This is a genomic window from Bogoriella caseilytica, from assembly GCF_003752405.1.
Taxonomy (GTDB): Bacteria; Actinomycetota; Actinomycetes; order Actinomycetales; family Actinomycetaceae; genus Allobogoriella; species Allobogoriella caseilytica.
Genome location: NZ_RKHK01000001.1, coordinates 130,530 through 152,947 on the forward strand (window position 1 = coordinate 130,530; position 22,418 = coordinate 152,947).

At 68.8% G+C, this 22,418-nt stretch carries 23 protein-coding genes; 6 read left to right on the top strand and 17 right to left on the bottom strand.

Annotated elements, in window-relative coordinates; translation table 11 throughout:
* The first annotated feature begins 24 nt into the window (after nt 1-24).
* Nucleotides 25-1,881 carry a DEDD exonuclease domain-containing protein gene (locus tag EDD31_RS00570; RefSeq protein WP_123302454.1) on the top strand — a complete coding sequence of 619 codons (1,857 nt, stop codon included), beginning with the start codon at nt 25-27 and terminating at the stop codon, nt 1,879-1,881.
* 132 nt (nt 1,882-2,013) lie between these two features.
* Here EDD31_RS00570 and EDD31_RS00575 read toward each other — a convergent pair whose 3' ends face one another.
* The 5 genes from EDD31_RS00575 to ctaE all read right to left on the bottom strand — a co-directional run bounded on the left by EDD31_RS00575 (nt 2,014) and on the right by ctaE (nt 7,234).
* Complete coding sequence (locus tag EDD31_RS00575) at nt 2,014-2,637, bottom strand: superoxide dismutase (protein ID WP_123302455.1); 624 nt, start codon at nt 2,635-2,637, stop codon at nt 2,014-2,016.
* Between the two features lie 221 nt (nt 2,638-2,858).
* The gene (qcrB, locus tag EDD31_RS00580; RefSeq protein ID WP_425453678.1) at nt 2,859-4,724 is read right to left on the bottom strand and encodes a cytochrome bc1 complex cytochrome b subunit; all 1,866 of its coding nucleotides are present in this window, start codon (nt 4,722-4,724) and stop codon (nt 2,859-2,861) included.
* Nucleotides 4,721-5,788, bottom strand: coding sequence for a cytochrome bc1 complex Rieske iron-sulfur subunit (gene qcrA / locus EDD31_RS00585; RefSeq protein ID WP_342768002.1), 1,068 nt, complete (start codon nt 5,786-5,788; stop codon nt 4,721-4,723). The genes qcrB and qcrA overlap by 4 nt, the downstream gene beginning before the upstream one ends.
* A complete protein-coding gene (gene qcrC, locus EDD31_RS00590) occupies nt 5,785-6,567 on the bottom strand; it encodes a cytochrome bc1 complex diheme cytochrome c subunit (protein WP_123304908.1) in 783 nt (260 codons plus the stop codon). The genes qcrA and qcrC overlap by 4 nt, the downstream gene beginning before the upstream one ends.
* A 43-nt stretch (nt 6,568-6,610) precedes the next feature.
* Nucleotides 6,611-7,234 carry an aa3-type cytochrome oxidase subunit III gene (ctaE, locus tag EDD31_RS00595; RefSeq protein WP_483964248.1) on the bottom strand — a complete coding sequence of 208 codons (624 nt, stop codon included), beginning with the start codon at nt 7,232-7,234 and terminating at the stop codon, nt 6,611-6,613.
* Nucleotides 7,235-7,397: 163 nt separating this feature from the next.
* On the opposite strand from ctaE, the gene EDD31_RS00600 reads away from it, so the two are divergent.
* Both EDD31_RS00600 and trpD read left to right on the top strand, forming a co-directional pair.
* Nucleotides 7,398-7,853, top strand: coding sequence for a response regulator transcription factor (locus EDD31_RS00600; RefSeq protein WP_123302456.1), 456 nt, complete (start codon nt 7,398-7,400; stop codon nt 7,851-7,853).
* Nucleotides 7,850-8,944, top strand: a complete 1,095-nt coding sequence (gene trpD, locus EDD31_RS00605) for an anthranilate phosphoribosyltransferase (RefSeq protein ID WP_123302457.1) — start codon at nt 7,850-7,852, stop codon at nt 8,942-8,944. The genes EDD31_RS00600 and trpD overlap by 4 nt, the downstream gene beginning before the upstream one ends.
* A 125-nt stretch (nt 8,945-9,069) precedes the next feature.
* Here trpD and EDD31_RS00610 read toward each other — a convergent pair whose 3' ends face one another.
* From EDD31_RS00610 to EDD31_RS00635, 6 genes are all read right to left on the bottom strand, one after another.
* Nucleotides 9,070-9,516, bottom strand: coding sequence for a cytochrome c oxidase subunit 4 (locus tag EDD31_RS00610; protein WP_245990696.1), 447 nt, complete (start codon nt 9,514-9,516; stop codon nt 9,070-9,072).
* Entirely contained in the window at nt 9,516-11,342 is a 1,827-nt protein-coding gene (ctaD, locus tag EDD31_RS00615) for an aa3-type cytochrome oxidase subunit I (RefSeq protein WP_123302458.1), read from the bottom strand. The genes EDD31_RS00610 and ctaD overlap by 1 nt, the downstream gene beginning before the upstream one ends.
* On the bottom strand, nt 11,342-12,232 hold the full coding sequence (ctaC, locus tag EDD31_RS00620; protein WP_211336138.1) for an aa3-type cytochrome oxidase subunit II: 891 nt from the start codon (nt 12,230-12,232) through the stop codon (nt 11,342-11,344). The genes ctaD and ctaC overlap by 1 nt, the downstream gene beginning before the upstream one ends.
* A 197-nt stretch (nt 12,233-12,429) precedes the next feature.
* Nucleotides 12,430-13,512 (bottom strand): FKBP-type peptidyl-prolyl cis-trans isomerase, encoded by a 1,083-nt coding sequence (locus EDD31_RS00625; RefSeq protein WP_148058824.1) that lies wholly within the window; start codon nt 13,510-13,512, stop codon nt 12,430-12,432.
* Nucleotides 13,513-13,602: 90 nt separating this feature from the next.
* Complete coding sequence (locus EDD31_RS00630; RefSeq protein ID WP_123302460.1) at nt 13,603-13,956, bottom strand: HesB/IscA family protein; 354 nt, start codon at nt 13,954-13,956, stop codon at nt 13,603-13,605.
* 137 nt (nt 13,957-14,093) lie between these two features.
* Entirely contained in the window at nt 14,094-15,248 is a 1,155-nt protein-coding gene (locus EDD31_RS00635) for a glycerate kinase (protein WP_170163134.1), read from the bottom strand.
* Nucleotides 15,249-15,318: 70 nt separating this feature from the next.
* Here EDD31_RS00635 and EDD31_RS00640 point away from each other — a divergent pair, with 70 nt between their 5' ends.
* Entirely contained in the window at nt 15,319-15,699 is a 381-nt protein-coding gene (locus EDD31_RS00640) for a DUF4333 domain-containing protein (RefSeq protein WP_123304917.1), read from the top strand.
* A gap of 34 nt (nt 15,700-15,733) precedes the next feature.
* Here the strand turns inward: EDD31_RS00640 and EDD31_RS00645 are convergent, their stop codons facing one another.
* Together EDD31_RS00645 and EDD31_RS00655 are read right to left on the bottom strand one after the other, a co-directional pair.
* The gene (locus EDD31_RS00645; RefSeq protein WP_170163135.1) at nt 15,734-16,531 is read right to left on the bottom strand and encodes a tryptophan-rich sensory protein; all 798 of its coding nucleotides are present in this window, start codon (nt 16,529-16,531) and stop codon (nt 15,734-15,736) included.
* A gap of 22 nt (nt 16,532-16,553) precedes the next feature.
* Nucleotides 16,554-17,921 (bottom strand): dipeptidase, encoded by a 1,368-nt coding sequence (locus tag EDD31_RS00655; protein WP_123302464.1) that lies wholly within the window; start codon nt 17,919-17,921, stop codon nt 16,554-16,556.
* Nucleotides 17,922-17,978: 57 nt separating this feature from the next.
* Between EDD31_RS00655 and EDD31_RS00660 the strand changes: the two genes are divergently transcribed.
* Entirely contained in the window at nt 17,979-18,581 is a 603-nt protein-coding gene (locus EDD31_RS00660) for a DUF3043 domain-containing protein (protein ID WP_170163136.1), read from the top strand.
* Between the two features lie 11 nt (nt 18,582-18,592).
* On the opposite strand, the gene EDD31_RS00665 is transcribed toward EDD31_RS00660, so the two are convergent.
* The 3 genes from EDD31_RS00665 to EDD31_RS00675 are packed head-to-tail and all read right to left on the bottom strand — an operon-like array spanning nt 18,593 to nt 20,435.
* The gene (locus tag EDD31_RS00665) at nt 18,593-19,609 is read right to left on the bottom strand and encodes a quinone-dependent dihydroorotate dehydrogenase (protein WP_123302466.1); all 1,017 of its coding nucleotides are present in this window, start codon (nt 19,607-19,609) and stop codon (nt 18,593-18,595) included.
* Nucleotides 19,606-20,079, bottom strand: coding sequence for a hypothetical protein (locus EDD31_RS00670; RefSeq protein WP_211336016.1), 474 nt, complete (start codon nt 20,077-20,079; stop codon nt 19,606-19,608). The genes EDD31_RS00665 and EDD31_RS00670 overlap by 4 nt, the downstream gene beginning before the upstream one ends.
* On the bottom strand, nt 20,076-20,435 hold the full coding sequence (locus tag EDD31_RS00675) for a hypothetical protein (RefSeq protein ID WP_123302467.1): 360 nt from the start codon (nt 20,433-20,435) through the stop codon (nt 20,076-20,078). The genes EDD31_RS00670 and EDD31_RS00675 overlap by 4 nt, the downstream gene beginning before the upstream one ends.
* Before the next feature lie 68 nt (nt 20,436-20,503).
* Between EDD31_RS00675 and EDD31_RS00680 the strand changes: the two genes are divergently transcribed.
* Entirely contained in the window at nt 20,504-22,000 is a 1,497-nt protein-coding gene (locus tag EDD31_RS00680) for a leucyl aminopeptidase (RefSeq protein ID WP_123302468.1), read from the top strand.
* A 63-nt stretch (nt 22,001-22,063) separates the two neighbouring features.
* On the opposite strand, the gene EDD31_RS00685 is transcribed toward EDD31_RS00680, so the two are convergent.
* Nucleotides 22,064-22,405 carry an oxidoreductase gene (locus tag EDD31_RS00685; protein WP_123302469.1) on the bottom strand — a complete coding sequence of 114 codons (342 nt, stop codon included), beginning with the start codon at nt 22,403-22,405 and terminating at the stop codon, nt 22,064-22,066.
* Nucleotides 22,406-22,418 lie beyond the last annotated feature (13 nt).

Sequence of the window (22,418 nt, forward strand, 5' to 3'; positions counted from 1 at the left end):
GTGGCGCCGTTTACGGTGAGCACTATGCGCGCACCGTCCTTCCTGGCCACCGCACCTGGCGGGCGCCTGCACCTCGATGCCCTGGACCGCGCCTCCGACCTCGAGGCCCAGCGGCGCGCCCGCCCGGTCCAGCTCGGCCTCGACGAGGTGGGGATCGCCCTGCGCGACGTCACCTTCGTGGTCGTCGACCTCGAGACCACCGGGGCGGCACCGGCCACCGCGGAGATCACGGAGATCGGAGCCGTCAAGGTGCGCGGCGGTGAGGTCCTGGGCGAGTTCCAGACCCTGGTGGATCCGGGCTCGGTCATTCCCCCGCAGATCACCGTTCTCACCGGGATCACTCAGGCCATGGTGGCGACCGCGCCAGCCATCGATGAGGTCCTCCCGGCCTTCCTGGCCTTCGCCGGCCTCGAGGTCGGCGCCCCTGATCTGTCCGGGAACGAGGGTGCCGGCGCGCCCGCGCACACCGTGCTCGTGGCACACAATGCCGGCTTCGACGTCGGCTTCCTCAAGGCTGCGGCCGCCAAGACCGGGCGCCACTGGCCCCGGGTTCAGATCCTCGACACCGTTGCCCTGGGCCGGCGCTTCGTCACCCGTGATGAAGTCCCGAACCACAAGCTCGCCACCCTGGCCGCGTTCTTCCGTGCCGACGTCGATCCCACTCACCGGGCCCTGGACGATGCCCGCGCCACGGTCGATGTGCTGCACGGCCTGCTCGCCCGCGGTGCCTCAGCCGGGGTGACGCACCTGGAGGATCTGCGCACCGCGACGGACCCAGTTCCGGCCCGGCGTCGCCGCAAGGCGACCATGGCGGATACGCTGCCGACCTCCCCCGGCGTCTACCTCTTCGAAGGGCCGGGCGCCGAGGTGCTCTACGTGGGCACCGCCACCAACGTGCGCCGCCGCGTGCGCTCCTACTTCACCGCCTCCGAGAAGCGCAAACGCATCGGCGAGATGCTCGACATCGCCACAGCGGTGCGGCCCGTTCCCTGCGCCACGGTGCTGGAAGCCCAGGTACGCGAGCTGCGGCTCATCGCCGAGCTCGATCCGCCGTACAACCGGCGCTCACGTCGCCCGCAGACACGGCCCTGGCTCCGGCTCACCGATGAGGCCTACCCGCGGCTGTCCATCGCGCGGGCGCTGCCCGCTGGAGCGATGGGCCACGCACTGGGACCCTTCACCTCACGACGGGCCGCCACAGCCGCCATGGAGGCCCTCCAGCAGGTCTCACAGGTACGCCGCTGTACCGCCCGACTCCCGCTCACGGCGGCGCCCGAGGCCGTGGCCTGCGCTCTGGCGGAGATGGGGCACTGCGGAGCACCGTGCACCGGCGCGCAAGGTCACGTTGAGTACGCCGGAGTACTCACCGGACTCACGGAGGTGCTCACCGGGAGGGTTGATGCGGCGGTGGGCGCTTTGCGTGAACGCATCGCCCGGCTGGCCGCCCAACAGCGATACGAGGAAGCCGCTGTCGATCGTGACCGGCTTGCGGCCCTCCTGCGTGCCGCGCGCCTGAGTGAGCGGCTGCGGCCACTGGTGACCACCCCGCAGATCATCGCTGCTCGCCCGCGCACTGCGAACCCGCAGAGCGCCCAGGCTGGTGGCTGGGAGCTGGCCATCATCCGCTACGGCCGCCTCGCCGGTACTGCCGTTGCCCCCCGGGGCCATGACCCGGTACCGGTCATCGAGTCCTTGCGCCTGACCGCGGAGCACGTGCCCGCACCGGAACTCGCCTGCGGCGCTGCGCCCGTACAGGAGAGCGAGCTCGTGATCGACTGGCTCTGGCAGGAGGGCACGCGGCTGGTCGAGGTCTCCCCCGGTCCGCATCCTCTCGCCTACCCGACCGATGGCGCCGGCCGGCACGCTATTCCCGGCAGCTAGGGCCCAGAGCCACACGCTGGCCAGCCACGCCCTCCTCGCCACGGCACGCACAAGCCCCCGATCCGTGATGCCAGGATCGGGGGCTTGAGCCGTCCGAGGCGCCGCGATGGGCTGCTACGCGAACTCGTCAGCTCACGGAACGATAAGACCCGGAGCCTGCGAGGTGGCCGCCGCGAGACGCTTGGCCGCGTCCTGCCAGTTCACGATGTTCCAGAAGGCCTTCACGTACTCCGCCTTGACGTTGAGGTAGTCGAGGTAGAAGGCGTGCTCCCACATGTCCAGCTGGAGCAGCGGGATGGTGCCGACCGGCACGTTGTTCTGCTGGTCGTACATCTGGAAGACCACGAGCTTGCCACTGACGGACTCGTAGGCCAGCACGGCCCATCCCGAGCCCATCAGGGAGGTCGCGGTGGCGGTGAAGTGGTTCTTGAAACGCTCGAAGGAACCGAAGGAGTCCTTGATCGCCTCCGCGATCTCGCCCTCGGGCTCGCCGCCACCCTCCGGGGAGAGGTTGTGCCAGAAGATGCTGTGGTTCAGGTGCCCGCCGAGGTTGAAGGCCAGCGCCTTCTCCAGCTGCGGAACGGTGGCGAAGTCGCCGCTCTCGCGAGCCTCGGCCAGCTTCTCCAGGGCGGAGTTCGCGCCCTGGACGTAGGTGTTGTGGTGCTTGGAGTGGTGCAGCTCCATGATCTTGCCGCTGATGTGCGGCTCCAGGGCGCTGTAGTCGTACGGGAGTTCCGGCAGTGTGTAGACAGCCATGTCTTCTCCTCCTGCGGCTTGAGCCGCGTTCTCGGCGTAGCGGTTGGCCCGCATCGCCCAGACGGGCTGCGAGCCTCTCACAGAGTCCAACCTAACGCGGGCGCCATTGTTCCCGCCTGCCCAGAATCGGCCGGAAAGGTGACAGCGAGAAACACCACGGGCCCGGAACCGGCACTGGTGCCGGTTCCGGGCCCGCGTTCTCCGCTGCGCAGCCCTGAGGACTACTGCTGTTCGGGGTCCTGCTCTCTCGCCTGCTCGGCAAGACGATCCTGCTCGCTGCGGGCCAGCGTGGCTGCTGAGCCACCGCCGGCAGAGCGTCCCGGTTGGTCGTCGTGCGGCTCCTCGACGGGGATGCCCTGGTTGATCTCGATGGCGCCCCCGTGCACACTCTCGACCACCGGGCCCTCAGCAGCGATCTCTGTGGGCTCCTCGTGGTCGTGGTGTGCTGCCTCGACCTCACTGGGCGACACCGGCTCGACCCGGTCTTCGTAGAAGAAGCGAGAGATCGCGGCGCGGACGCGGTCGATCTTGTATCCCGGGCGGTCCACACCGTGGCGGTCCGTGGCCGGGCCGGGCTCCAGGGGCCGCTCCGGCGCGTGGGCGACCAGCACCCAGCGCTCGTGCTCATCGAGCGGACGGTGCACCTCCATGAACTCACCATTGGCGAGTTGCACCACACGGCCTGTCTCGTGCCCGTGCAGGACCAGCTCTCGATCGCGGCGCTGCAGACCCAGGCAGATGCGCTTGGTCACCATGAACAGCACCACCGGCAGGACGAAGAATCCGACTCGGAACACCCAGGTGATGTCGTTCAGGGACAGCGCGAAGTGCGTGGCGATCAGGTCATTCGCCCCGGCGAGCACCAAGAGGGCGAAGACACCCAGGTAGGCCACACCGAGCGCGGTCCGCACCGGGCGGTTCCGTGGACGGTCCAGCACGTGGTGCTCACGCTGATCGCGGGTGGCCGCTCGCTCGATGAAGGGATAGAGCGCCAGGACGGTGAACATGATGCCCGGGACGATCACGCCGGGGATCAGGATGCTCAGTGCCAGGGGCCAGCGGTCGAAGAGCACGACCTCCCATCCGGGCATAATCCGCAATGCACCCTCGAGGAAGAGGATGTACCAGTCTGGCTGGGCGCCGGCGCCCACGGGTGAAGGGTCGTAGGGCCCGTAGTTCCACACGTTGTTGATCGACATCGTCGCGCCCATCACGGCGATGAAACCGAAGACGATGAAGAAGTAGCCGCCCATCTTCGCGGCGTAGGCCGGGAAGGCGGGGTAGCCGACGACGTTCTTGTCGGTACGGCCCGGGCCGGGGAACTGGGTGTGCTTGTGCAGCACCATCAGCAGCAGGTGCACCGTCACCAACGCCACGATCAAGGCAGGAACGATCAGGATGTGCACGGTGAACAACCGCGGGATCACCACGGTTCCGGGGAACTCACCGCCGAACAGGCCCAAGGACACATAGGAGCCCAGCACCGGGATCGACTTGGCCACGCCGTCGGCGATGCGCAGGCCGTTGCCGGAGAGCACGTCATCGGGCAGGGAGTAGCCGGAGAAGCCGGCAGCCAGGGCCAGGATCATGAGCGCGAAGCCCACAAGCCAGTTGATCTCGCGCGGCTTGCGGAAGGCACCGGTGAAGAACACGCGGAACATGTGCACCACAACGGCGGCGACGAAGATCAGCGCGCCCCAGTGGTGCATCTGACGCATCAGCAGGCCACCGCGCACCTCCCAGGACATGTAGACCGTCGAGGCGTAGGCCGCGGACATCTCCACACCCTGGTGGCTCGCCGGGAGGGCGTCCTCGGGGTAGTGCACGTGCGCCATGGAGGGGTCGAAGAACATCGTCAGGAAGATTCCTGAGATGACCACGACCACGAAGCTCCACAGCGCGATCTCGCCGAGCAGGAAGGACCAGTGCTCGGGGAAGATCTTGCGCGCCATGTAGCGCACGGCCTTGGCCACGCCGACCCGCGAGTCGAGCAGGTCGGCCCCTCCGGAGACGACCTTGCCGGGCTGGAACTCCCCGCGCGGCTGGGCCGTGGGGGGCGCGTCGTTGCTGGTCTTGGTGGTGCTCACTGCAAGCGCTCCCAATAGGTCGGGCCAACCGGCTCGTGGAAGTCGGACGTCGCCACCAGGTAGCCCTCGTCGTCAACGGCGATCGGCAGCTGCGGGAGCGGCCGGTCCGCCGGACCGAAGACCACCTTGGCCTCATCGGCAAGGTCGAAGGTCGACTGGTGGCAGGGGCAGAGCAAGTGGTGGGTCATCCGCTCGTAGAGGGCCACCGGGCAGCCCACGTGGGTGCAGACCTTGGAGTAGGCCACGATGCCGTCGTAGGACCAGCTCTCGCGTTCAGGCCGCTCACGGAGGTCGGCAGGGTCCATGCGGACCATCAACACCACTGCCTTGGCCTTCTCGTTGTAGTACTCCTCTTCCTCACTCATCCCGTGAGGGATGACGTGGAAGGCGGAGCCGATGGTCACGTCGGCGGCACGGATCGGGGTGTCGTCGGGGTCGCGGGCGAGGCGCCTGCCCACGGAGCCATCTGGGAGCGTCCCCACGAAGCCTTCGGGAGTGTCACCCCAGATGGTGTGACGGTAGGCGTCGATGTTCCACTCGCCGCCGAGGTTCCCGACCAGCGGGACCACTACAGGCAGCGGGGCGAGTACGACGGCGCCCCCCAAAGCGGCCTTGAGTACCGGGCGACGGCCGATGCCGGAGTCCTCGACGCCAGCCTTCATCATGTCGGCGGCGATGGCCCGGGTCTCGTCGTCACTGCGCTGGGGGTGACGTTCCTCGATGTACTCGACGTTCGACATCAGGGTCTTGGCCCAGTGGATGGCCGCCACACCGATGCCGAGCAGCCCGATCCCCAGGCCGAGACCCAGGAAGAGCGTGGACTGACGCACGGAGGAGCTTTCGCCGTCGAGCGGGATCACCGCGTAGGCGACGATCCCGGCGATGGAGGCCAGGGCCGAGATCACCAGGATCAGGACGATGATCCGCTCGTTGCGCTTGGCGGAGCGAGGATCGACGTCGGCAAGGCGCTCCCGGTGTTCCTCCATGCCGGGGTTCTCGAAGACCTCGGGGGTCTGCGCTTCTTCCGGGGCGACCTCGGTCCCGGTGTGCTGGTCCTTGCTCACGAAGCCCTAGCTCCAATCCACACAGCGGCGACGATCAAGCCGCCGATTCCGACCAGCCACGCCCACAGTCCCTCAGAGACCGGGCCGAGCGAGCCCAGGTCGAACCCGCCCGGGGTGGGCTCACGAACCTCGTAGAGGTAGGCGATGATGTCTTGCGTTCCCTGGTTGTCGATATTCGACTCCGCGAAGACCGGCATGTTCTGCGGACCGGTGCGCATGGCCTCCCAGATCTCGGTGCCCGTCGAGTCGTGCAGCGCGGGCGCCCACCGACCTTCGGACAGCGCGCCACCGGCGCCGACGGAGTTGTGGCACATGGAGCAGTTCGTCCGGAACAAGGCCATGCCGTTGGCCGGGTCACCGCCGGCCGGGTCCACGTCCTCGGCGGCCGGGATCGCGGGGCCAGGACCCAGGGCGTGCACGTACGCGGCCATCTGGTGGACCTGTTCCCGGTCGAATTGCGGGGCGCGCTCCATGACCTGAGGGCCAGACATGGCCATCGGCATCCGGCCGGTCGAGACCTGGAAGTCCACCGAAGCCGCGCCGACGCCGACCAGCGAGGGCCCGGCGTCAGTGCCCTCACCGTTCATACCGTGACAGGTCGAGCAGTTCGCCTGGAAGAGCGTGCGACCCGCCTCGATGTCTTCAGCGGAGTCTCCGGACTGCGCGGTCGCCTGAGAGGGCGAGACGGTTGCGTACAGCGCACCGGTCAGGATCAGGGCGAGCAGGACCAGGATCACCGGTGCGGCCCGGTGCCTTCTCCCTGCGGCGAGTGCCTTCACGTTGGACATCCTCGAATCAGTCGGGGTGGGTGATGCGTGCGGCTTACCAGCCGTGGACGAAGAGGTGGTCAATGACGTAGATCAAGATGAACAGTCCGATCCAGACCACGTCGACGAAGTGCCAGTAGTAGGAGGTCACCACCGCGCGACCGGCCTCGAGGTGACCGAAGCGCTTGGAGGCGAAGGTGGAAGCGAGAACGTACAGGAAGGCGATCAGCCCGCCGATGACGTGCAGCGCGTGGAAGCCGGTCAGGATGTAGAAGACCGATCCGTACGTGGAGGCTCCGACGGTCAACCCGTGCTGGATCAGCTCCGCGTACTCCGTGGCCTGACCGGCCACGAAGACCGCGCCGAGGATGAAGGTCAGCACGTACCACTCCACCAGACCCCACCGACGGAGGTTCCAGATCGGCCCGGTGCGCCAGGCCTGGAAGCGCTCGGCGGCGAACACCCCCATCTGGCAGGTGAACGAGGAGCTCACCAGGATCACGCAGATGGCGAGCGCGAAGGGGAAGTTCAGGACAGCGGTCTGTTCCGTCCACGCCTCCGGCCCGGCCACCGACCGGTGCGTGAAGTACATGGCGAAGAGCCCAGCGAAGAACATGAGCTCACTGGCCAGCCAGACGATGACGCCGACGGTGAGCATGTTGGGGCGCTTGACGGACACCGACCCAGCGGGGGCGACAGAGCTAGTTGACGACACCCCGTCATTATTGCCTAGTTCTACCCCTCAAATGCCAATCCACTACGCAGTGTCGTGGATCGATGAGGTCAGGACCACATCTAAACTGGTCAGAGCACCACATCCGTAGGAACCGTCAGGAGCTGTCATGACCTCGAACGCCGCCGCCGAGACTGCCGTGGATCTGCTGCTGTACAGCGATGATTCCACCACGCGCCGTCACGTGATCGACGCCGTCGGGCGCCGTCCGGGCAAGGGCTTGCCCACGGTGCGCTGGACCGAAGCCGCCACGGGTGTGGGCGCGATGACGAAGATCGCCGCCGGTGACTTCGCTCTCGTCGTACTCGACGCCGAGGCGGCGAAGACCGGTGGGATGGCACTGGCACGCCAGATCAAGACCGAGATCTTCGACGCACCGCCGGTGCTGGTCCTGACCGGCCGCCCGGAGGATCGCTGGCTCGCCACCTGGTCCGACGCCGACGCGGTCGTTCCAGCGCCCTACGACCCGATGGCGCTCCAGGAAGCCGTCGCCGCGCTCCTGCGCGAGGGCGCCGAGGCCGACCGGGTCTCCTCGGTGGCGCTGACCACCGGTGATCACGCGTGACTGAGGAGCCCACCGCTCCCCAGCTCACCTGGCCTGATCTCCTCGGCCTGATCGCCGATCAGCGCGATCTCTCCGCTGAACAGACCGCGTGGGCGATGCGCCAGGTGATGACCGGTCACGCCTCACCGGCCGTCCTCGGCGGCATGCTCCTGGGCCTCGCCGCCAAGGGTGAGACCACCGCAGAGCTCGCTGGCATCGCCGAGGAGATGCTCGCGCACGCTGAGCCCTTCCGCGCAGACGGGACTGGCGCGGTCGACGTCGTCGGTACCGGCGGTGACCGGATGAACACCGTGAACGTCTCAACCATGGCCTCGTTGGTCGTTGCCGGGGCGGGGCTGGGCGTGGTCAAGCACGGCAATCGGGCGGCGAGCTCCACTTCCGGTAGCGCGGACGTGCTCGAGGCGCTCGGCGTCTCGCTGGATCTGCCTGCGGCCCGCGTGGCCGAGGTCTACCAGCGGGCCGGGATCACCTTCTGCTTCGCCATGGTCTTCCACCCTTCGTTCCGGCATGCCGGGCCGGTGCGGAAGGAACTGGGCGTCGGCACGATCTTCAACCTCCTCGGCCCGCTCACCAATCCCGGCCGGCCCCGTGCAACCGCCATCGGCGTGGCACGGCACCGCGCCATGCCCCTGGTGGCCGGGGTACTCGCACGCCGCGGTACCAGCGCGCTGGTCTTCCGTGGGCGCAATGGCCTCGATGAGCTTTCGGCCACCGCAGTCAATGACGTCATCGAAGTCCGCGAGGGCAAGCTCGAGGCCCACAGCCTCGACGCGGTGGCCGACCTCGGCCTGAGGGCGACCACGGTCGACGCGCTCCGCGGCAGTGACGCCGGGGCCAACGCGGACATCGCCCGGCGCGTGCTCCATGGCGAGGGCGCCGGTTCACCCACCGCTCTCACGCCGGTTCGTGAGACGGTGCTCCTCAATGCCGCCGCCGCCCTGGTGGCTCACGGCACGCTCCCCGGGACGGGCGCCGGCCACGGGGACCTCACCGCGCGGCTACGTGCGGGCCTGGCACTGGCAGCGGAGGCCGTCGACAGCGGCGCCGCCCAGGCGAGGCTGGAAGCCTGGGTCACCGCGACGCAGGACTGAGGCCCTTCGGCACGCAACGGCTCCCCCGCACGACACCGGCCCGCGCGACACGGTCGCAGGAGTCTCCCCCCGCCGGCTGAGCGCGCAGCCCCGCAGGCTCGGTGCGCCGTCGGCTCGGTGCGCCGTCAGTGCGCGTGCTGTCCGCGGTAGTTCTCGAAGAGCTGGCCGGTGATCCCGATCAAACCGATCACGGCGCCGATCCCCACCAGCCACCAGCCGATGGGCACCCCGCCGAACATCAGGGTCACGGAGATCCCGCAGACGAGCGGCCACCACGAGTGCGGAGAGAACTCGCCGTATTCGCCGGCCCGCTGGTGGATCTCCCCCTCAGGGTCGTCCTCCGGCCGAGCATCGATGCGCTTGGCGGTGATGTAGAGGTAACCCCCGGCCATGCCGAAGAGGCCGCCCAGCAGGATGAGACAGGTGGTACCCACCGGCTCCCATCCGGAGAGGAAGCCGTAGACGATGCCCACCGCGACGAAGAAAGGCACACCGGCCAGGAAGGTCATGGTCTCGACGAACATCGGCCTGCGGGGCGAGGCCGGCGCGTGAGCCTTCTGCTTGTCCGACATCAGCGGTTCCCTTCCGTCTCCGGGCCGGTGTCGTGGTCCGGGCCGAACTCGCGGATCGGACCATCCGGGCCTTCGCCATCGGCGGTGCGGTCGTTCAGCACCTGTTCCCGGCCCTGTACATCGCCGGAGGCATAGATCGAATCGAGCACGTCCTCGTTCGGCTCCGCTTGATCCATCGCCGCGACCTCGGGGTGGTGCAGGTCGAATGCCGGGCGTTCAGACCGGATCCGGGGCAGCGTGGTGAAGTTGTGGCGCGGCACCGGAGAGCCGGTGGCCCACTCCAGGGAGTTACCGAAGCCCCACGGGTCGTCGACGAAGACGGTGCGTGGGCCGCGTGCGGTCTTGTACACGTTCCACAGGAAGGGCAGTGTGGAAATGGCGATCAGCACCGCGCCCACCGTGGAGATCTGGTTGTAGAACGTGAATCCGTCTTCCGGCATGTAGTCCGCGTAGCGTCGCGGCATCCCCTGCACACCCAGCCAGTGCTGGACCAGGAAGGTCATGTGGAAACCAACGAAGAGGATCCAGAACTGGATCTTGCCGAGCCGCTCGTCGAGCATCTTCCCGGTCCACTTGGGCCACCAGAAGAAGAAGCCGGCATACATCGCGAACACGACCGTGCCGAAGACGACGTAGTGGAAGTGGCCCACCACGAAGTAGGTGTCGTGCAGGTGCATGTCGAGGGCCGGGGCGGAGAGGATCACGCCGGTCAGGCCGCCGAAGAGGAAGGTGACCAGGAAGCCGAGGCTGTAGAGCATGGGCGTCTCGAAGGTGATCTTCCCGCGCCACATCGTGCCGATCCAGTTGAAGAACTTCACGCCGGTCGGAACCGCGATGAGCATGGTCATCAAGGCGAAGAACTCCAGCATCACACCACCGGTGGTGTACATGTGGTGCGCCCAGACCGTCACGGACAGCGCAGCGATCGCGATGGTCGCGAACACCAGCGACTTGTAGCCGAAGATCGGCTTGCGCGAGAACACCGGGATGATCTCCGAGACGATGCCGAAGAAGGGCAGCGCCACGATGTAGACCTCGGGGTGACCGAAGAACCAGAACAGGTGCTGCCACAGCAGGGCACCACCGAACTCGGGGTTGAAGATGTGCCCCCCGAGCACCCGGTCCATGGTCATGCCGAACAGAGCGGCGGCCAGCACCGGAAAGGCCATCAGCGCCAGGATCGAGGTGACCAGCACGTTCCAGGAGAAGATCGGCATCCGGAACATCGTCATGCCGGGCGCGCGCATGCAGATAATCGTGGTGACGAAGTTGACCGTGCCGAAGATGGTGGCGAATCCGGTCATCGCCAAGCCCATCACCCAGAGGTCGGAGCCCAACCCCGGGGAGAAGACGGCGTTGGCCAGCGGTTGATACGCCGTCCAGCCGAAGCTTGCTGCGCCCTGGGGGGTGAGGAAGCCGGCGATCACGAGCAGTCCACCGAAGGAGAACAGCCAGAAGGACAGCATGTTGAGCCGCGGGAAGGCCACGTCCGGAGCACCGATCTGGATCGGCAGGAGCGCGTTCGCGAAGGCGGAGAACAGCGGCGTCGCGAAGAGCAGCATCATGATCGTGCCGTGCATGGTGAAGAACTGGTTGTACTGCTCGCGCGACTGCAGGAGCAGCCCTGGCTCCCAGAGCTCGGCGCGCATGAGCAGCGCCAGCACGCCACCGATCATGAAGAAGAGGAAGGAGGAGACCAGGTAGAGCTTGCCGATCACCTTGTGATCGGTAGAGGTCATCCAGGAGATGACCTGCGACCCCAGACTCTGGCGGTTCGGCGCCAGCCCCCGCACGGTCTCCGGCTGCAGCGCGGTGGTGCCGGCCATCAGTTCTCCTCCTGCGTCAGCGCGTACTGCCGGTTGAGCTCGTCGCCCAGGCGCCCGGTCTGGCCGGCATCGCGCAACTCCTGCATGTGGGCGTCGTAGGTCTCGCGGTCGACGACGGCGACGTTGAACAGCATCTCGGAGTGGTACTCCCCGCACAGCTCGGCGCACTTGCCGGCGTAGACGCCCTCGACCTGCGGAGTGAGCTGGAAGGTGTTCACGCGGCCCGGGAGCATGTCGAGCTTATAGAGGAAGGCCGGGATCCAGAAGGAGTGCATCACGTCACGTGAGTGCAGCGTGAAGGTCACCGTCTCCCCCACCGGCAGGTACAGCGTGGGGAGTGTCTCCTCCACCCCTTCCTCACCGGTGAGCTGCACACGACCACCGGAGAAGTACACGTCGTCGTCGAGATAGTTGAAGTCCCAGCTCCACTGCTTGCCATAGACCTCGATCGCGAGATCGGCGTCGGTCTCCTCGGAGGACACCACGGTGTGGTTGATGGCATCCACGCCCTGTGCCTGGGTGTCTCCCACCCGGTTGAAGCTGTGGGTCACCGAGGTGGAGTAGTAGAAGAGCACCCCGACCATCACGATCGGGAGCAGCGTGTAGAGCAGTTCGGCAGGCACGTGATAGCGCAGCTGCACCGGAAGCTGGTTGTCGTTCTTGCGCTTGCGGTAGGCGATGATGCACCAGATCGTCAGACCCCACACGATGGCGCCGACAATCAGCGCTGCGATCCACGACCCGGTCCACAGATCGATCATGGCGTCGGTGCGGTCAGTCAGTCCTCGCTCCGACGGCAGGAATCCGACGTCGACACCATTACCCGGGCCTACCGAGGGCCGGAGGTGTTCGGGGACGCAGCCGCTGGCCAGTAGCGCGACCATGCCCATCAGGGCAAGGACTCGCAGGGCCGGGCGCCTTGTACGGCCGGGGGATGGCACGGATCGATCCTCCTACGCTCTGTAGTGCTGGGCATAGCCTAATGGACGTGACGCGCCGTCAGCACCAAGTGACCGGGCCGTGGCGCCGCGGATGCCGGATGCTGACAGTTCACTCCGGCTCGCACTGTGCGGGGACAGCGCAGTGCTCAGCGCTGCGGCACCTCTCCCACGACGTCCACCACGAAGGCCGTGGCTTGAGCGCTCGGTGAACCCGCCTCGGCGCCGGGCTCGCGCGCAGGCATGAGAAGGACCACACGGGAGCCGCTCGGCACACCGAGCAGCAGATCGGTGAACGGGTCGCCTGCTCCGACCGGGGCTGTCTCAGCGCCCATGCCGTCCCAGGTGGACTCCTCGATGCTGTTGTCCCAGGTGGAGGCGGTGAAATGCAGGACGACGTTGTCGCCCTCCTCCAGCGGCTCACCGGAGCCTTCGGCGATCACCGTGGCCGTGGGCTCCTCGGGCTGATCCGCCGCGGAGTCCACCGTGAGGCAGGTGGGCCCCCCGAGCGCACCCTCGATCTCCACGGGGAGAGCTTCGGCCTCGCCGGTCTCGGTGGCGTCGGCCTGCCCGGCCGAGGCTGCGCCGAAGCTGCCGTGGACATCAATGACGAAGGCCAGGGTCCCGCCGGGCCGGCCGTCCTCGGTCATGCCGTCATCGCCCGCGATCTCGCCATAGGCCAGGTCGGCCGGGACGGAGAGCAGCACGCGGTCCCCCGCATGGGTCCCGGGGAGCCCTTCCTGCCAGCCGGCGATCAGATTGGCGAGCGGGAAGACCGCTGGGTCGGGCCGTTCGAAGGAGGAATCGAAGACCTCATCCGATCCCCACTGTTGGCCGTGATAGTCGATGACCACCTCGTCGCCGGGGTAGACCAGCGGTCCGTCACCCTCCTCGAGGACTGTGACCACCAGGCCTTCGGGCTCGTCGGCATCGCCGAACTCGACGCGCGGATCATCTCCGTATCCGGCCGCGACCTCGGGAGCAGCGTCGTCCCAGGACGCCGGCGGAGCGTAGGCCTCCTCGGGGTCTACGGGCTCCTCGGCTTCCTGGTCGGCGCGCACGCACTCGCCGCCCGCGCCGGCGTCCCCAGCGCCCGACTCGACGCCGGTGGAGTCCTCGCCGGCCGCCGGGTCTTCAGCCTCAGAAGGGCCGGCGTCCTCGCAGGCGGCGAGAGTGAGGGCGGCAGCTGCGGCCACTGCGGTCATGAGCGCAAAACGGGGGCGGGTACGCACGTGGGTCTACTCCAGATCGAATCGAACATGGCAACGGCCTCGGCCCATGGGCCGAGGCCGTACCGAGGTATGAGGGCCGAGGGCAGCCGGTCAGTGGAAGGAGTCGCCGCAGGCGCAGGATCCGCCGGCGTTCGGGTTGTCGATGGTGAACCCCTGCTTCTCGATGGTGTCGGAGAAGTCGATGGTGGCGCCTTCGAGGTACGGCACCGACATCTTGTCCACGATCACCTCAACGCCGTCGAAGTCGCGTGCGACATCACCGTCGAGGAAACGCTCGTCGAAGTAGAGCTGGTAGATCAGACCGGAACAGCCGCCGGGCTGCACGGCCACACGCAACCGCAGATCATCGCGGCCTTCCTGCTCCAGCAGGGTGCGAACCTTGTTGGCGGCGACGTCGGTGAGGACGACCCCGTGGGTGGTGGTCTGCTCAGCAGTCTCGGTCATGGGATTCTCCTGCGTCTCTCAGGTGCCGGGCCGCGGCGGGCTGCGTCCCGTGGTGTACCAGGGCAACATCACGCCCGGGCCGATTGTTCCGGGCTCCAATGTACGCGCTCCACGACGCCAGCGCGGGACCGTGGGGGCTAATGCGACCAGGTACGCGCCAGCCGCGCAGCACGCTCGCTGAGTGCGCCGCGTGGGTCGGCGCCCGCCCGCCCCGGACCCTCGGCCGGGCTCGGGCCACTGCGGCGGCGCTCCTGCACCTCGTAGGCACCGGCGATCCCCAGCGGCGCGATCTCGCGGCGCGAGGTGTGCAGTTCCTCGGCCAGCACCACCACCGGTATCGCCAGTGGCAGCGCGGTGCGGGCCACGGTGGCCGTCACCGAGTCCGCCAGGGCCCGCACATCGAGGACGGCGCCACCGGTGAGGACCAGGTCGCTCCCCTCGACGAGGCGGCGCAGCTCGACGGCGGCGGCCACGACATCGGCGCCGGGCAGGGCGCGGGCACCCGCCAGACGGAGCGCGAAGGCCACTCCCCCGCCGGCGCCGGTGCCGGCGGAGGTTGCGAGGCGCTCGCCCGGCACTCCCGGCACAGGACTGCCCAGCAGGTGACGCCGCGTGCTGACATGCTGAGCCTCACGTTCGCGATCGGCCGCCCAGGACGCCAGCTCGCGCTCGCGCTGCTGGGCCCGCTCCGGCCCGATCACGGACAGCTCGCCAGAGGCGACACCGGCCCCGTGCAGACCGAGCAAGGGGATGTCGTCGGCGAGGGCGAGGACCACGTCGCGCCCAGCCAAGCGCTCCCTGGCCTGTGTCAAGCCGCCCCAGGCTTCCAGAAGGCCCCGGCCACCGTCGTGCACGGAACTCATGGCGGGCAGGCCGATCACCAGCCGTGAGGCCCCGGTGTCCAGCGCCGCCTCCAGCAAGGAGGCCAGGCACGCGCTGCTGCCGTGATCGAAGGCCTCGCGCCGCTGAGCCTCCTCGAGAAGCTGGGTTCCCAGGACCTGGCCCGCCTCCACGTAGGCGGTTCCCGCGCCGTCCTGAGGTGCGGTCGGTGCCACGTGCAGGACGGCGGCCGCCGTCTGCTCGCCGAGCGGACCGCTGGCCCGGACCGGAATCAGCTCCCCGCCCACGGCAGCGTGGACGGCATCGAGCAAGCCCGCAGCGCCGTCGGACATCGCCGCGACGCTGATCTCGTCCTGAGGTGCGGTCTGTCTCCACCCCTCGGCGAGCGCTCGTGCCGCTTGAACGGCGTCAAGCGTGCCGGAGAATCGGTCTGGGGCTAGGAGGACGCGCACTGCTTCATCCTCCCAGCGACCAGGCCATCCGAGGGACAGGTCCGCCGGTTCTGTGGCACGATCGGCCTCGATGTCTCGCTTGATGCCTCGCTCTCCGCGCCGAATGCTGCGCCGCACCGCTGCGGCCATGGTGGCCGCGGCGGCCGCTGCTGCCTGCAACCCGCTGGGGCCGGTTCCGGCCGACGAGCTGGAGAGTCAGATCGAGGGTGCGCTGGCCAGCGAGTACGGCGTGGTGCCCACGGTGACCTGCGAAGAACCACTCCCTGCTGAGGCCGAGGCCCAGATCGAGTGCGTGCTGCGCGCGCCGGAAGCTCCGGAGACCTTCTTCCCGGTGGTCGTGACGGTCACCGAGGTCGACTCCGGCAGCGGTGAGGTCTCTTTCGACATCGTCGTCCTGGACGGGCCCGAGGACGAGCTGTCACCGGAGGATCTGGGCTTCGATCCTCGCTGAGCGGGGGCGGGTGAGCGCGCCACCCGGTGGTGGCTCAGCCATCCTCGGAGGCGGCGGCAGGCGGTGATCCCAGCTCAGTTCGCACCCGTGCGAGGGCCGTGGCGAGCAGGATCACGGCGGCAGCTGTTCCGGCGGCGACCGCGGTCACGGTCGATGCCGGCTCTCCCGTGGCCCGTGCGACGGCGATCCAGCTCAACCCCCACGCCATGGTCGCGGCGACGGTGAGCCGCCCACGGCCGAGGACGGCCACGGCGACTCCGGCAAGTGCGATAACGGCCAGCGCCGCCGTCGCCCAGATGGCCGATCGGGCGATTCCCTCTCCTCCGCTCCCGGCCACCGCCGCAGCCAGGTTCGCACTCAGTGCGATGATCACCCATCCCAGATAAAGGCCGGCTGCGCCATCGGCGACGGCTGCCTCCACCACGCTACGCGGCCGGGCACGGAGACAGCGGCGAAAGACCACCACGAGCACTGCCAGGAGCGCCGCGATGACCAGCACGCTCACTCGGATGAGCCCGGCCTGGACGGTGACGATCCACACGGCGTTGAGCAGCATCGAGGCCGCGAGGGGCCATCCCAGAGCTCGCGGATCGGAGTGGTCCCACCACTGCCAGATCGTGTACGCGCCCAACGCCACGTAGATCAGGCTCCACACCGAGAACGCGGGCGAGGCCGGCGCGAGCTGCGTGCTCTCCGGGGAGAGCAGGCCCCCGGCCGCGTCCGAGACCGGCACGAGGCCGAGCAACCCGGCTCCGCTGATCGCGCCGAGCACGCAGATCAGGAAGCTCGCCGTCACTGCCACCTGGCGCGTGCGTGATCCTGTCCATCTCATAGGAGTCCTGGGCTACCGGGTGCTACGACGCGCCTGCGAGGCGGGCGAGCAGCAGCGCTTCGGCGAGCACCGCTTTCTCCAGCTCACCGAGGTGAACCGACTCGTTCTCGCTGTGCGCGCGGCTGTCCGGGTCCTCCACGCCGGTGACCAGCACCGTCGCCTGAGGGAAGACCTCAGTGAGGTCAGCGATGAAGGGGATCGATCCGCCCACGCCGATGTCGACGGCGGCGCTCCCCCAGGCTTCGGCCAGCGCCCAGCGCGCGGCGGCCGTGGCCTCTGACTCGCCCGCGCCGTCGAAGGACTGGCCACGCTCACCGGCGGTGATCGTGACCTGCGCACCGAAAGGTGCGTGAGCGCGGATGTGCTCGTGGAGTGCGTGCTCGGCCTCCTCCGGGCGCTGCCCCGGAGCGACCCGGAGAGAGACCTTGAACCGCGCCGCCGGCGCGAGCGTGTTCGAGGCCCGCGCCACCGAGGTGGCGTCGAAGCCGATGATCGACAGTGCCGGCTGGCGCCACAGCCTCGCGGCCAGCGGCGCCGTGCCCGCGAGCTCGTATCCCTCGACGACGCCGGCGTCACGGCGCAGATCAGCCTCGGGGTAGTCGACGTCCGCCTGAGCGCTTCCGGCCAGGCCCGAGACAGCGACGTCGCCGTGCTCGTCATGGAAGGTCGCGATCAGGCGGGAGGCGAGGGTCACGGCGTCGAGGATCGGGCCGCCGTACATGCCCGAATGGAGAGCGTGGTCAAGAACCCGCACCTCTACCTCACAGTCCACCAGGCCGCGCAAGGAGGTGGTCAGGGCCGGGGTGCCGATGGTCCAGTTCGTGGAGTCAGCGACCACGATGACCTCGGCAGCGAGCTTGTCGGCATGAGCACGGAGGAAGTCCGCGAAGACGGGAGAACCGACCTCCTCCTCGCCCTCGATGAAGACGGTCACACCCACGCCGAGATCCTCCCCCAGCGCCCGCAGCGCTCCGAGATGGGCAATGATCCCGGCTTTGTCGTCCGCAGCGCCGCGGCCGTACAAACGCCCATCACGCTCGGTGGGTTCGAAGGGGTCGCTGGCCCAGGCGGCAGGCGAGCCCGGAGGCTGGACATCGTGGTGGGCGTAGAGCAGCACCGTGGGAGCCCCGGCGGGGGCCGGACGGCGGGCGATGACCGCAGGGCGCGAGACCTCACCGGTCGCGTTCGTGGCTGTCACGGTCTCGACCTCGGGCATCCCGGCGGCGCGCAGCAGGTCCGCGACCGCGGCGGCGGAATGGTCCAGCTCAGCAGCGTTCTCCGGAAAGGCGGAGACGCTGGGAATGCGGACGAGGTTCTCCAGGTCGGTGCGAAGCTGCGGGAAGAGCTCGGCGACGCGGGCGCGCAGCTGCTCGGTGGTGGTCGAGGTCATGAGCCCAGGCTATCGGGCTGCGCCCTCCCCACCCCGCCCACGGACTACCCTGGGCGGGTGATTCGTCGAAAGAACTCCCCTGCGCAGGCCCCGGCCGATGACGTCCCCGCCGCCGAAGGGGGCTCGACGACGAGCCCTGGCAAGAAGGGGCGTCCCACCCCGAAGCGCAGGCAGGCTGAGGCGTTGAATAAGCGACCTCTGGTGGTCAACGACCGCAAGGAGGCCAAGCGCATCGCCCGTCAGAAGCGCCAGGAGGCGTACCTGAAGCAGCGCGAGGCCATGCGGTCAGGGAACGAGCGCTACCTGCCACTGCGCGACAAGGGCAAGCCCCGCCGATGGGTGCGGGACTACGTGGACGCCCGCTGGTCAATCGCCGAGTTCTTCATGCCGGTGGCGCTGCTGATGATCGTGGCGATGATGATCGTGGCGGCCTTCCCGCAGATCGCGAACTACATGATCCTCGGCACCTACGGCGTGCTGGTGCTCTCGCTCGCGGACTCGCTGTTCATGGTCTGGCGCGTCAAGCGGAAGCTCCGCCAGCGCTTCTCTGAGGATGAGATCCCGCGGTGGACCGGTCTGTACGCCTTCTTCCGCAGCTTCTACCTCCGCCGCATGCGTCAGCCGGATCCGCAGGTCAAGCGCGGCGAGTTCCCCGCCTAGGTGTACCCGGGTCAGCCCAGTGCGCGGTTGATAGCGCTGGGCCACGCCGGGCCTTCATAGATGAAGGCGCTGTAGGCCTGAAGCAGATCGGCACCGGCGAACAGCATCGCGCGGGCCTGCGCCTCGGTGGTGAGGCCGCCTGCGCCGATGATCACCGGTTCTGGCCCGAGGGCGGAGCGCAGGCGCGCCACCACCCGCAGCGCGCGATCGTGCAGTGGTGCACCGGAGAGTCCCCCGGGCCCGAGATCGTGATCGATCGTGGTGTTCACCGCCACCATGCCGGTCAGGCCGAGTTCGAGCACCAGCTGTGCGACGGCGTCGAGGTCCTCGTCCGAGAGATCGGGGGCCACCTTCACGAAGAGCGGCACATCCCGTCGAGCTGCGTCGTCCGCAGCCTGCTGGACGGCGGTCAGGATCGGCTTCAGGTGCTCGACAGCCTGCAGGTCCCTCAGCCCGGGGGTGTTCGGTGAAGACACGTTGACCACCAGGTAGTCCGCCCACGGGGCGACTTCACGAGCGGAGCGGGCGTAGTCCTCGGCGGCCTCGGCCAGCGGGGTGATCTTGGACTTCCCGAGGTTCGCGCCCACCACGATCGAGCGACCACGGCGGCTGCCGCGCAGTGCACGGAGCGCGGCACCGGCGGCAACGGCGCCGGCGTTGTTGAATCCCATCCGGTTGCGCAGGCCCGTGAGGTCCAGCTCGCGCCAGAGCCGTGGCGGCTCGTTGCCGGGCTGGGGGTGGGCGGTGATGGTGCCGACCTCCACGAACCCGAAGCCGAGCATATCCATGCCCGCAATCACGGAGGCGTTCTTGTCCATGCCCGCAGCCAGACCGAGGCGACCGGGCACGGGGCGGTGCAGGCCACGGATCGCGACAGGCTTCGGCTTGCGGAAGATCGCGCGCGTCAGGTGCGAGACCAGGGGCACTCGTTCGGCGGTGCGGATCGCGCCGAGCGCCCGCTCGTGGATCCATTCCGGGTCCATCCGGACGAACACCGTGCGGAACAGCAGGTGGTATCCCCAGGTCATCGGTCAGCCCTCTCTCCGCGCGAAGCGATGCGCCCCGGGCTGGAGTGCCACAGCCAGATGATCCCCAGCAGGGGCAGCACGGCGGGCACATATCCGTAGCCGGAGCCGAACTGACTCCAGACCGTGTCGTCAGGGAAGATCTCGGTCACGGTCACCGAGAGGGCGCCGATGATCGCGACACCAAGCAGTTCCACGGTGACCGCGATCCATCCCAAGCGGCGCATCCGGCGACCGTTGTGCCCCAGCGCGACGGTGGCGAGGATGTAGACCAGGCCGGCGAACAGGGACAGCACGTAGGCCACCGGCGCGTCCTCGAGCCGGGTCAGGATCTGCACCAGGCCGCGAGCGGTCGCCGCGAGAGCGAAGATCCCGTAGATGAGGATGAGTACCCGGCCAAGGCCATACGCAGGACGGCGGGTGTCCTCGGCTGGGCGGGTGTGCACAGTGACCGCCGGCGCCGGTTCTGTCATGCCACGACCTCCCAGAGCTGATAGATACGCAACTGCATGGCGAGCAGGGCCAGGCACATGACCAGGAGCGCCACCGAGGACGACCTCGTCCGGTCGGCCATGGCCCACACGGCCGCCACCGGCAGCAGCACCAGCGAGGTGACGATGTAACCCCAGAAGGTCCACGGGTCGGCCGGTCCGCCGCCAGTCAGCGCCGATGCCAGAGCGACGACCGCCTGCACGACGAGGGCCAGCTCCGCCACCGCGGCACCGATGAGCTGGACAAAGACCACCGGCTGGCCACGCAGCGCACGCCACGCACCCCACAGCCCCAGCGCAGCCAGCACTGCTGAAGCGAGGAGGACAGAGACGAACACAGATAGAGGCTACCGCTGCCTCCCCAGCCAACCGGTGCCGGGGCGCGCACTCCGATAGGGTCGCTCCCGTGACGAACATCGCGCTGACTACCAAGAATCCCGCCACCGTCGATGCCGACGCCCTGGTCGTTGCCGTGGCGAAGTCCACGGGCAAGACGACGGAGCCGCAGCTCATCGCACCGGAGGTCCCGCCGAAGGCACTCAAGGGCATTGCCGCCTCACTGAGCGCACTGGGTGCCACGGGCTCGGTGGGCGAGGTGCTCAAGGTGCCCGCCGGCGAAGGGATCTCCGCCACGGTGCTGGTGCTCACCGGCATCGGCACCCTCGACGACGCCGAAGCGCCGGAGACCGAGTCCCTGCGCCGCGCTGCGGGTTCCGCCGCCCGCGCGCTCGCTGGCACCGTCTCCGCCGTGCTCGCGCTGCCCGCGGCCGACCCGGTCGCTGTCGCCGCGATCAGCGAAGGGGCGCTCATGGGCGCCTACGCCTACCGCACCTACCGCTCGGAGAGCACCGAGCCGGTGCGTGAGCTCACTCTGGCGGTGGCCGGAGCCCGCCAGAAGGAGACCAAGGAGGCCTTCGAGGCTGCCGTCATCGTGGCCGAGGCGGTCGCCGGAGCCCGCGACCTGGTCAACGCCCCGCCGCGCGACCTCTACCCCGAAACCTTCGCCGACGCCGCCAAGGCCGCCGCGAAGGGCACCAAGGTCTCGGTCAACGTCCTCGATGAGAAGGCTCTGGCCGCGGGCGGCTACGGCGGCCTGCTCGGTGTGGGTCAGGGCTCCTCTCGCCCGCCGCGCCTGGTCAAGATCAGCTACTCGCCGGCCCGGGCGAAGAAGCACTACGCACTGGTGGGCAAGGGCATCACCTTCGACTCCGGTGGCCTCTCGCTCAAGCCCGGCAAGGGCATGGAGACCATGAAGCTCGACATGGCCGGCGCGGCTACGGTGCTGCACGCCGTGCTCGCCGTGGCCAAGCAAGGGCTCCCGATCAAGGTCACCGGCTGGCTCGCACTCGCGGAGAACATGCCCTCGGGCACCGCGCAGCGCCCCTCGGACGTGATCACGATCCGCGGTGGCAAGACCGTGGAGGTGCTCAACACCGACGCCGAGGGCCGCCTGGTCATGGCCGATGCCCTGGTGGCTGCGGTGGAGGAGTCCCCGGACGCCGTGCTGGACATCGCCACCCTGACCGGGGCACAGGTCGTGGCCCTGGGTTCCAAGGTCGGCGGAGTCATGGGCGACGAGGGCCTGCGCTCCGATGTGGTGGCGGCTGCCGAGCGGGTGGGCGAGCAGTTCTGGCCCATGCCTCTGCCGGCGGAGATGCGCTCGGGCCTGGATTCCCCCGTGGCCGATCTCGCGAACATCTCCGCCAACCGCGAGGGAGGCATGCTCACCGCTGGGCTCTTCCTCCAGGAGTTCGTCGGCTCCACCCCCTGGGCGCACCTGGACGTGGCCGGACCGGCCTTCCACGAGGGCAGCCCCGAGGGCTACACCGTCAAGGGAGGCACCGGCATGGGCCTGCGTACGCTCGTCGGTCTCCTGGCTGCGGCCTCGGTCAAGACGGCCTGAGAGCCCGCCTTCGTGTGCACTGCCCCTGCCGCACAGGCAGGGGCAGTGCTGTGCTCGGTGCCTCTAGCGCTGACGCTGCCGCGAGTTCCACTTCCGCATCCGGGCCGGGTAGCCGGTGCGGAGCACGTCATAGGCGGGAATGCCCAGTTCCTGAGCGACGGCGAAACCGGTCTTCTCGTCGGGGACCTTCCGGCGGGTCCACTCCCCGGTGGTCGCGATCAGCACCACCGTGACCGGGTCGTTGGCCGTGGGCGGCTCGATGTAGGCCTCCACCCCCACGCGCGATGTGACGAAACCGCGCAGGTGCTCCACGGTCTCCTTGCGCGACGCGCCACTACGCGGAGCGGGATCCATGGCGGTGGTCGAGCGCGAACGGCCCTTGGAGCGGCGCGAGAACAGACCCATAGGAGCCACGCTA

Bases quoted from the DNA above. Each gene is read 5' to 3' on its own strand.
- EDD31_RS00645 (WP_170163135.1), bottom strand. From the start codon at position 16,531: ATGAGATGGACAGGATCACGCACGCGCCAGGTGGCAGTGACGGCGAGC.
- EDD31_RS00655 (WP_123302464.1), bottom strand. From the start codon at position 17,921: ATGACCTCGACCACCACCGAGCAGCTGCGCGCCCGCGTCGCCGAGCTC.
- EDD31_RS00575 (WP_123302455.1), bottom strand. From the start codon at position 2,637: ATGGCTGTCTACACACTGCCGGAACTCCCGTACGACTACAGCGCCCTG.
- EDD31_RS00685 (WP_123302469.1), bottom strand. From the start codon at position 22,405: ATGGGTCTGTTCTCGCGCCGCTCCAAGGGCCGTTCGCGCTCGACCACC.
- ctaD (WP_123302458.1), bottom strand. From the start codon at position 11,342: ATGGCCGGCACCACCGCGCTGCAGCCGGAGACCGTGCGGGGGCTGGCG.
- EDD31_RS00630 (WP_123302460.1), bottom strand. From the start codon at position 13,956: ATGACCGAGACTGCTGAGCAGACCACCACCCACGGGGTCGTCCTCACC.
- EDD31_RS00570 (WP_123302454.1), top strand. From the start codon at position 25: ATGCGCGCACCGTCCTTCCTGGCCACCGCACCTGGCGGGCGCCTGCAC.
- EDD31_RS00640 (WP_123304917.1), top strand. From the start codon at position 15,319: ATGTCTCGCTTGATGCCTCGCTCTCCGCGCCGAATGCTGCGCCGCACC.
- EDD31_RS00610 (WP_245990696.1), bottom strand. From the start codon at position 9,516: ATGTCGGACAAGCAGAAGGCTCACGCGCCGGCCTCGCCCCGCAGGCCG.
- EDD31_RS00670 (WP_211336016.1), bottom strand. From the start codon at position 20,079: ATGACAGAACCGGCGCCGGCGGTCACTGTGCACACCCGCCCAGCCGAG.
- ctaC (WP_211336138.1), bottom strand. From the start codon at position 12,232: ATGGGCATGGTCGCGCTACTGGCCAGCGGCTGCGTCCCCGAACACCTC.
- EDD31_RS00600 (WP_123302456.1), top strand. From the start codon at position 7,398: ATGACCTCGAACGCCGCCGCCGAGACTGCCGTGGATCTGCTGCTGTAC.
- EDD31_RS00665 (WP_123302466.1), bottom strand. From the start codon at position 19,609: ATGACCTGGGGATACCACCTGCTGTTCCGCACGGTGTTCGTCCGGATG.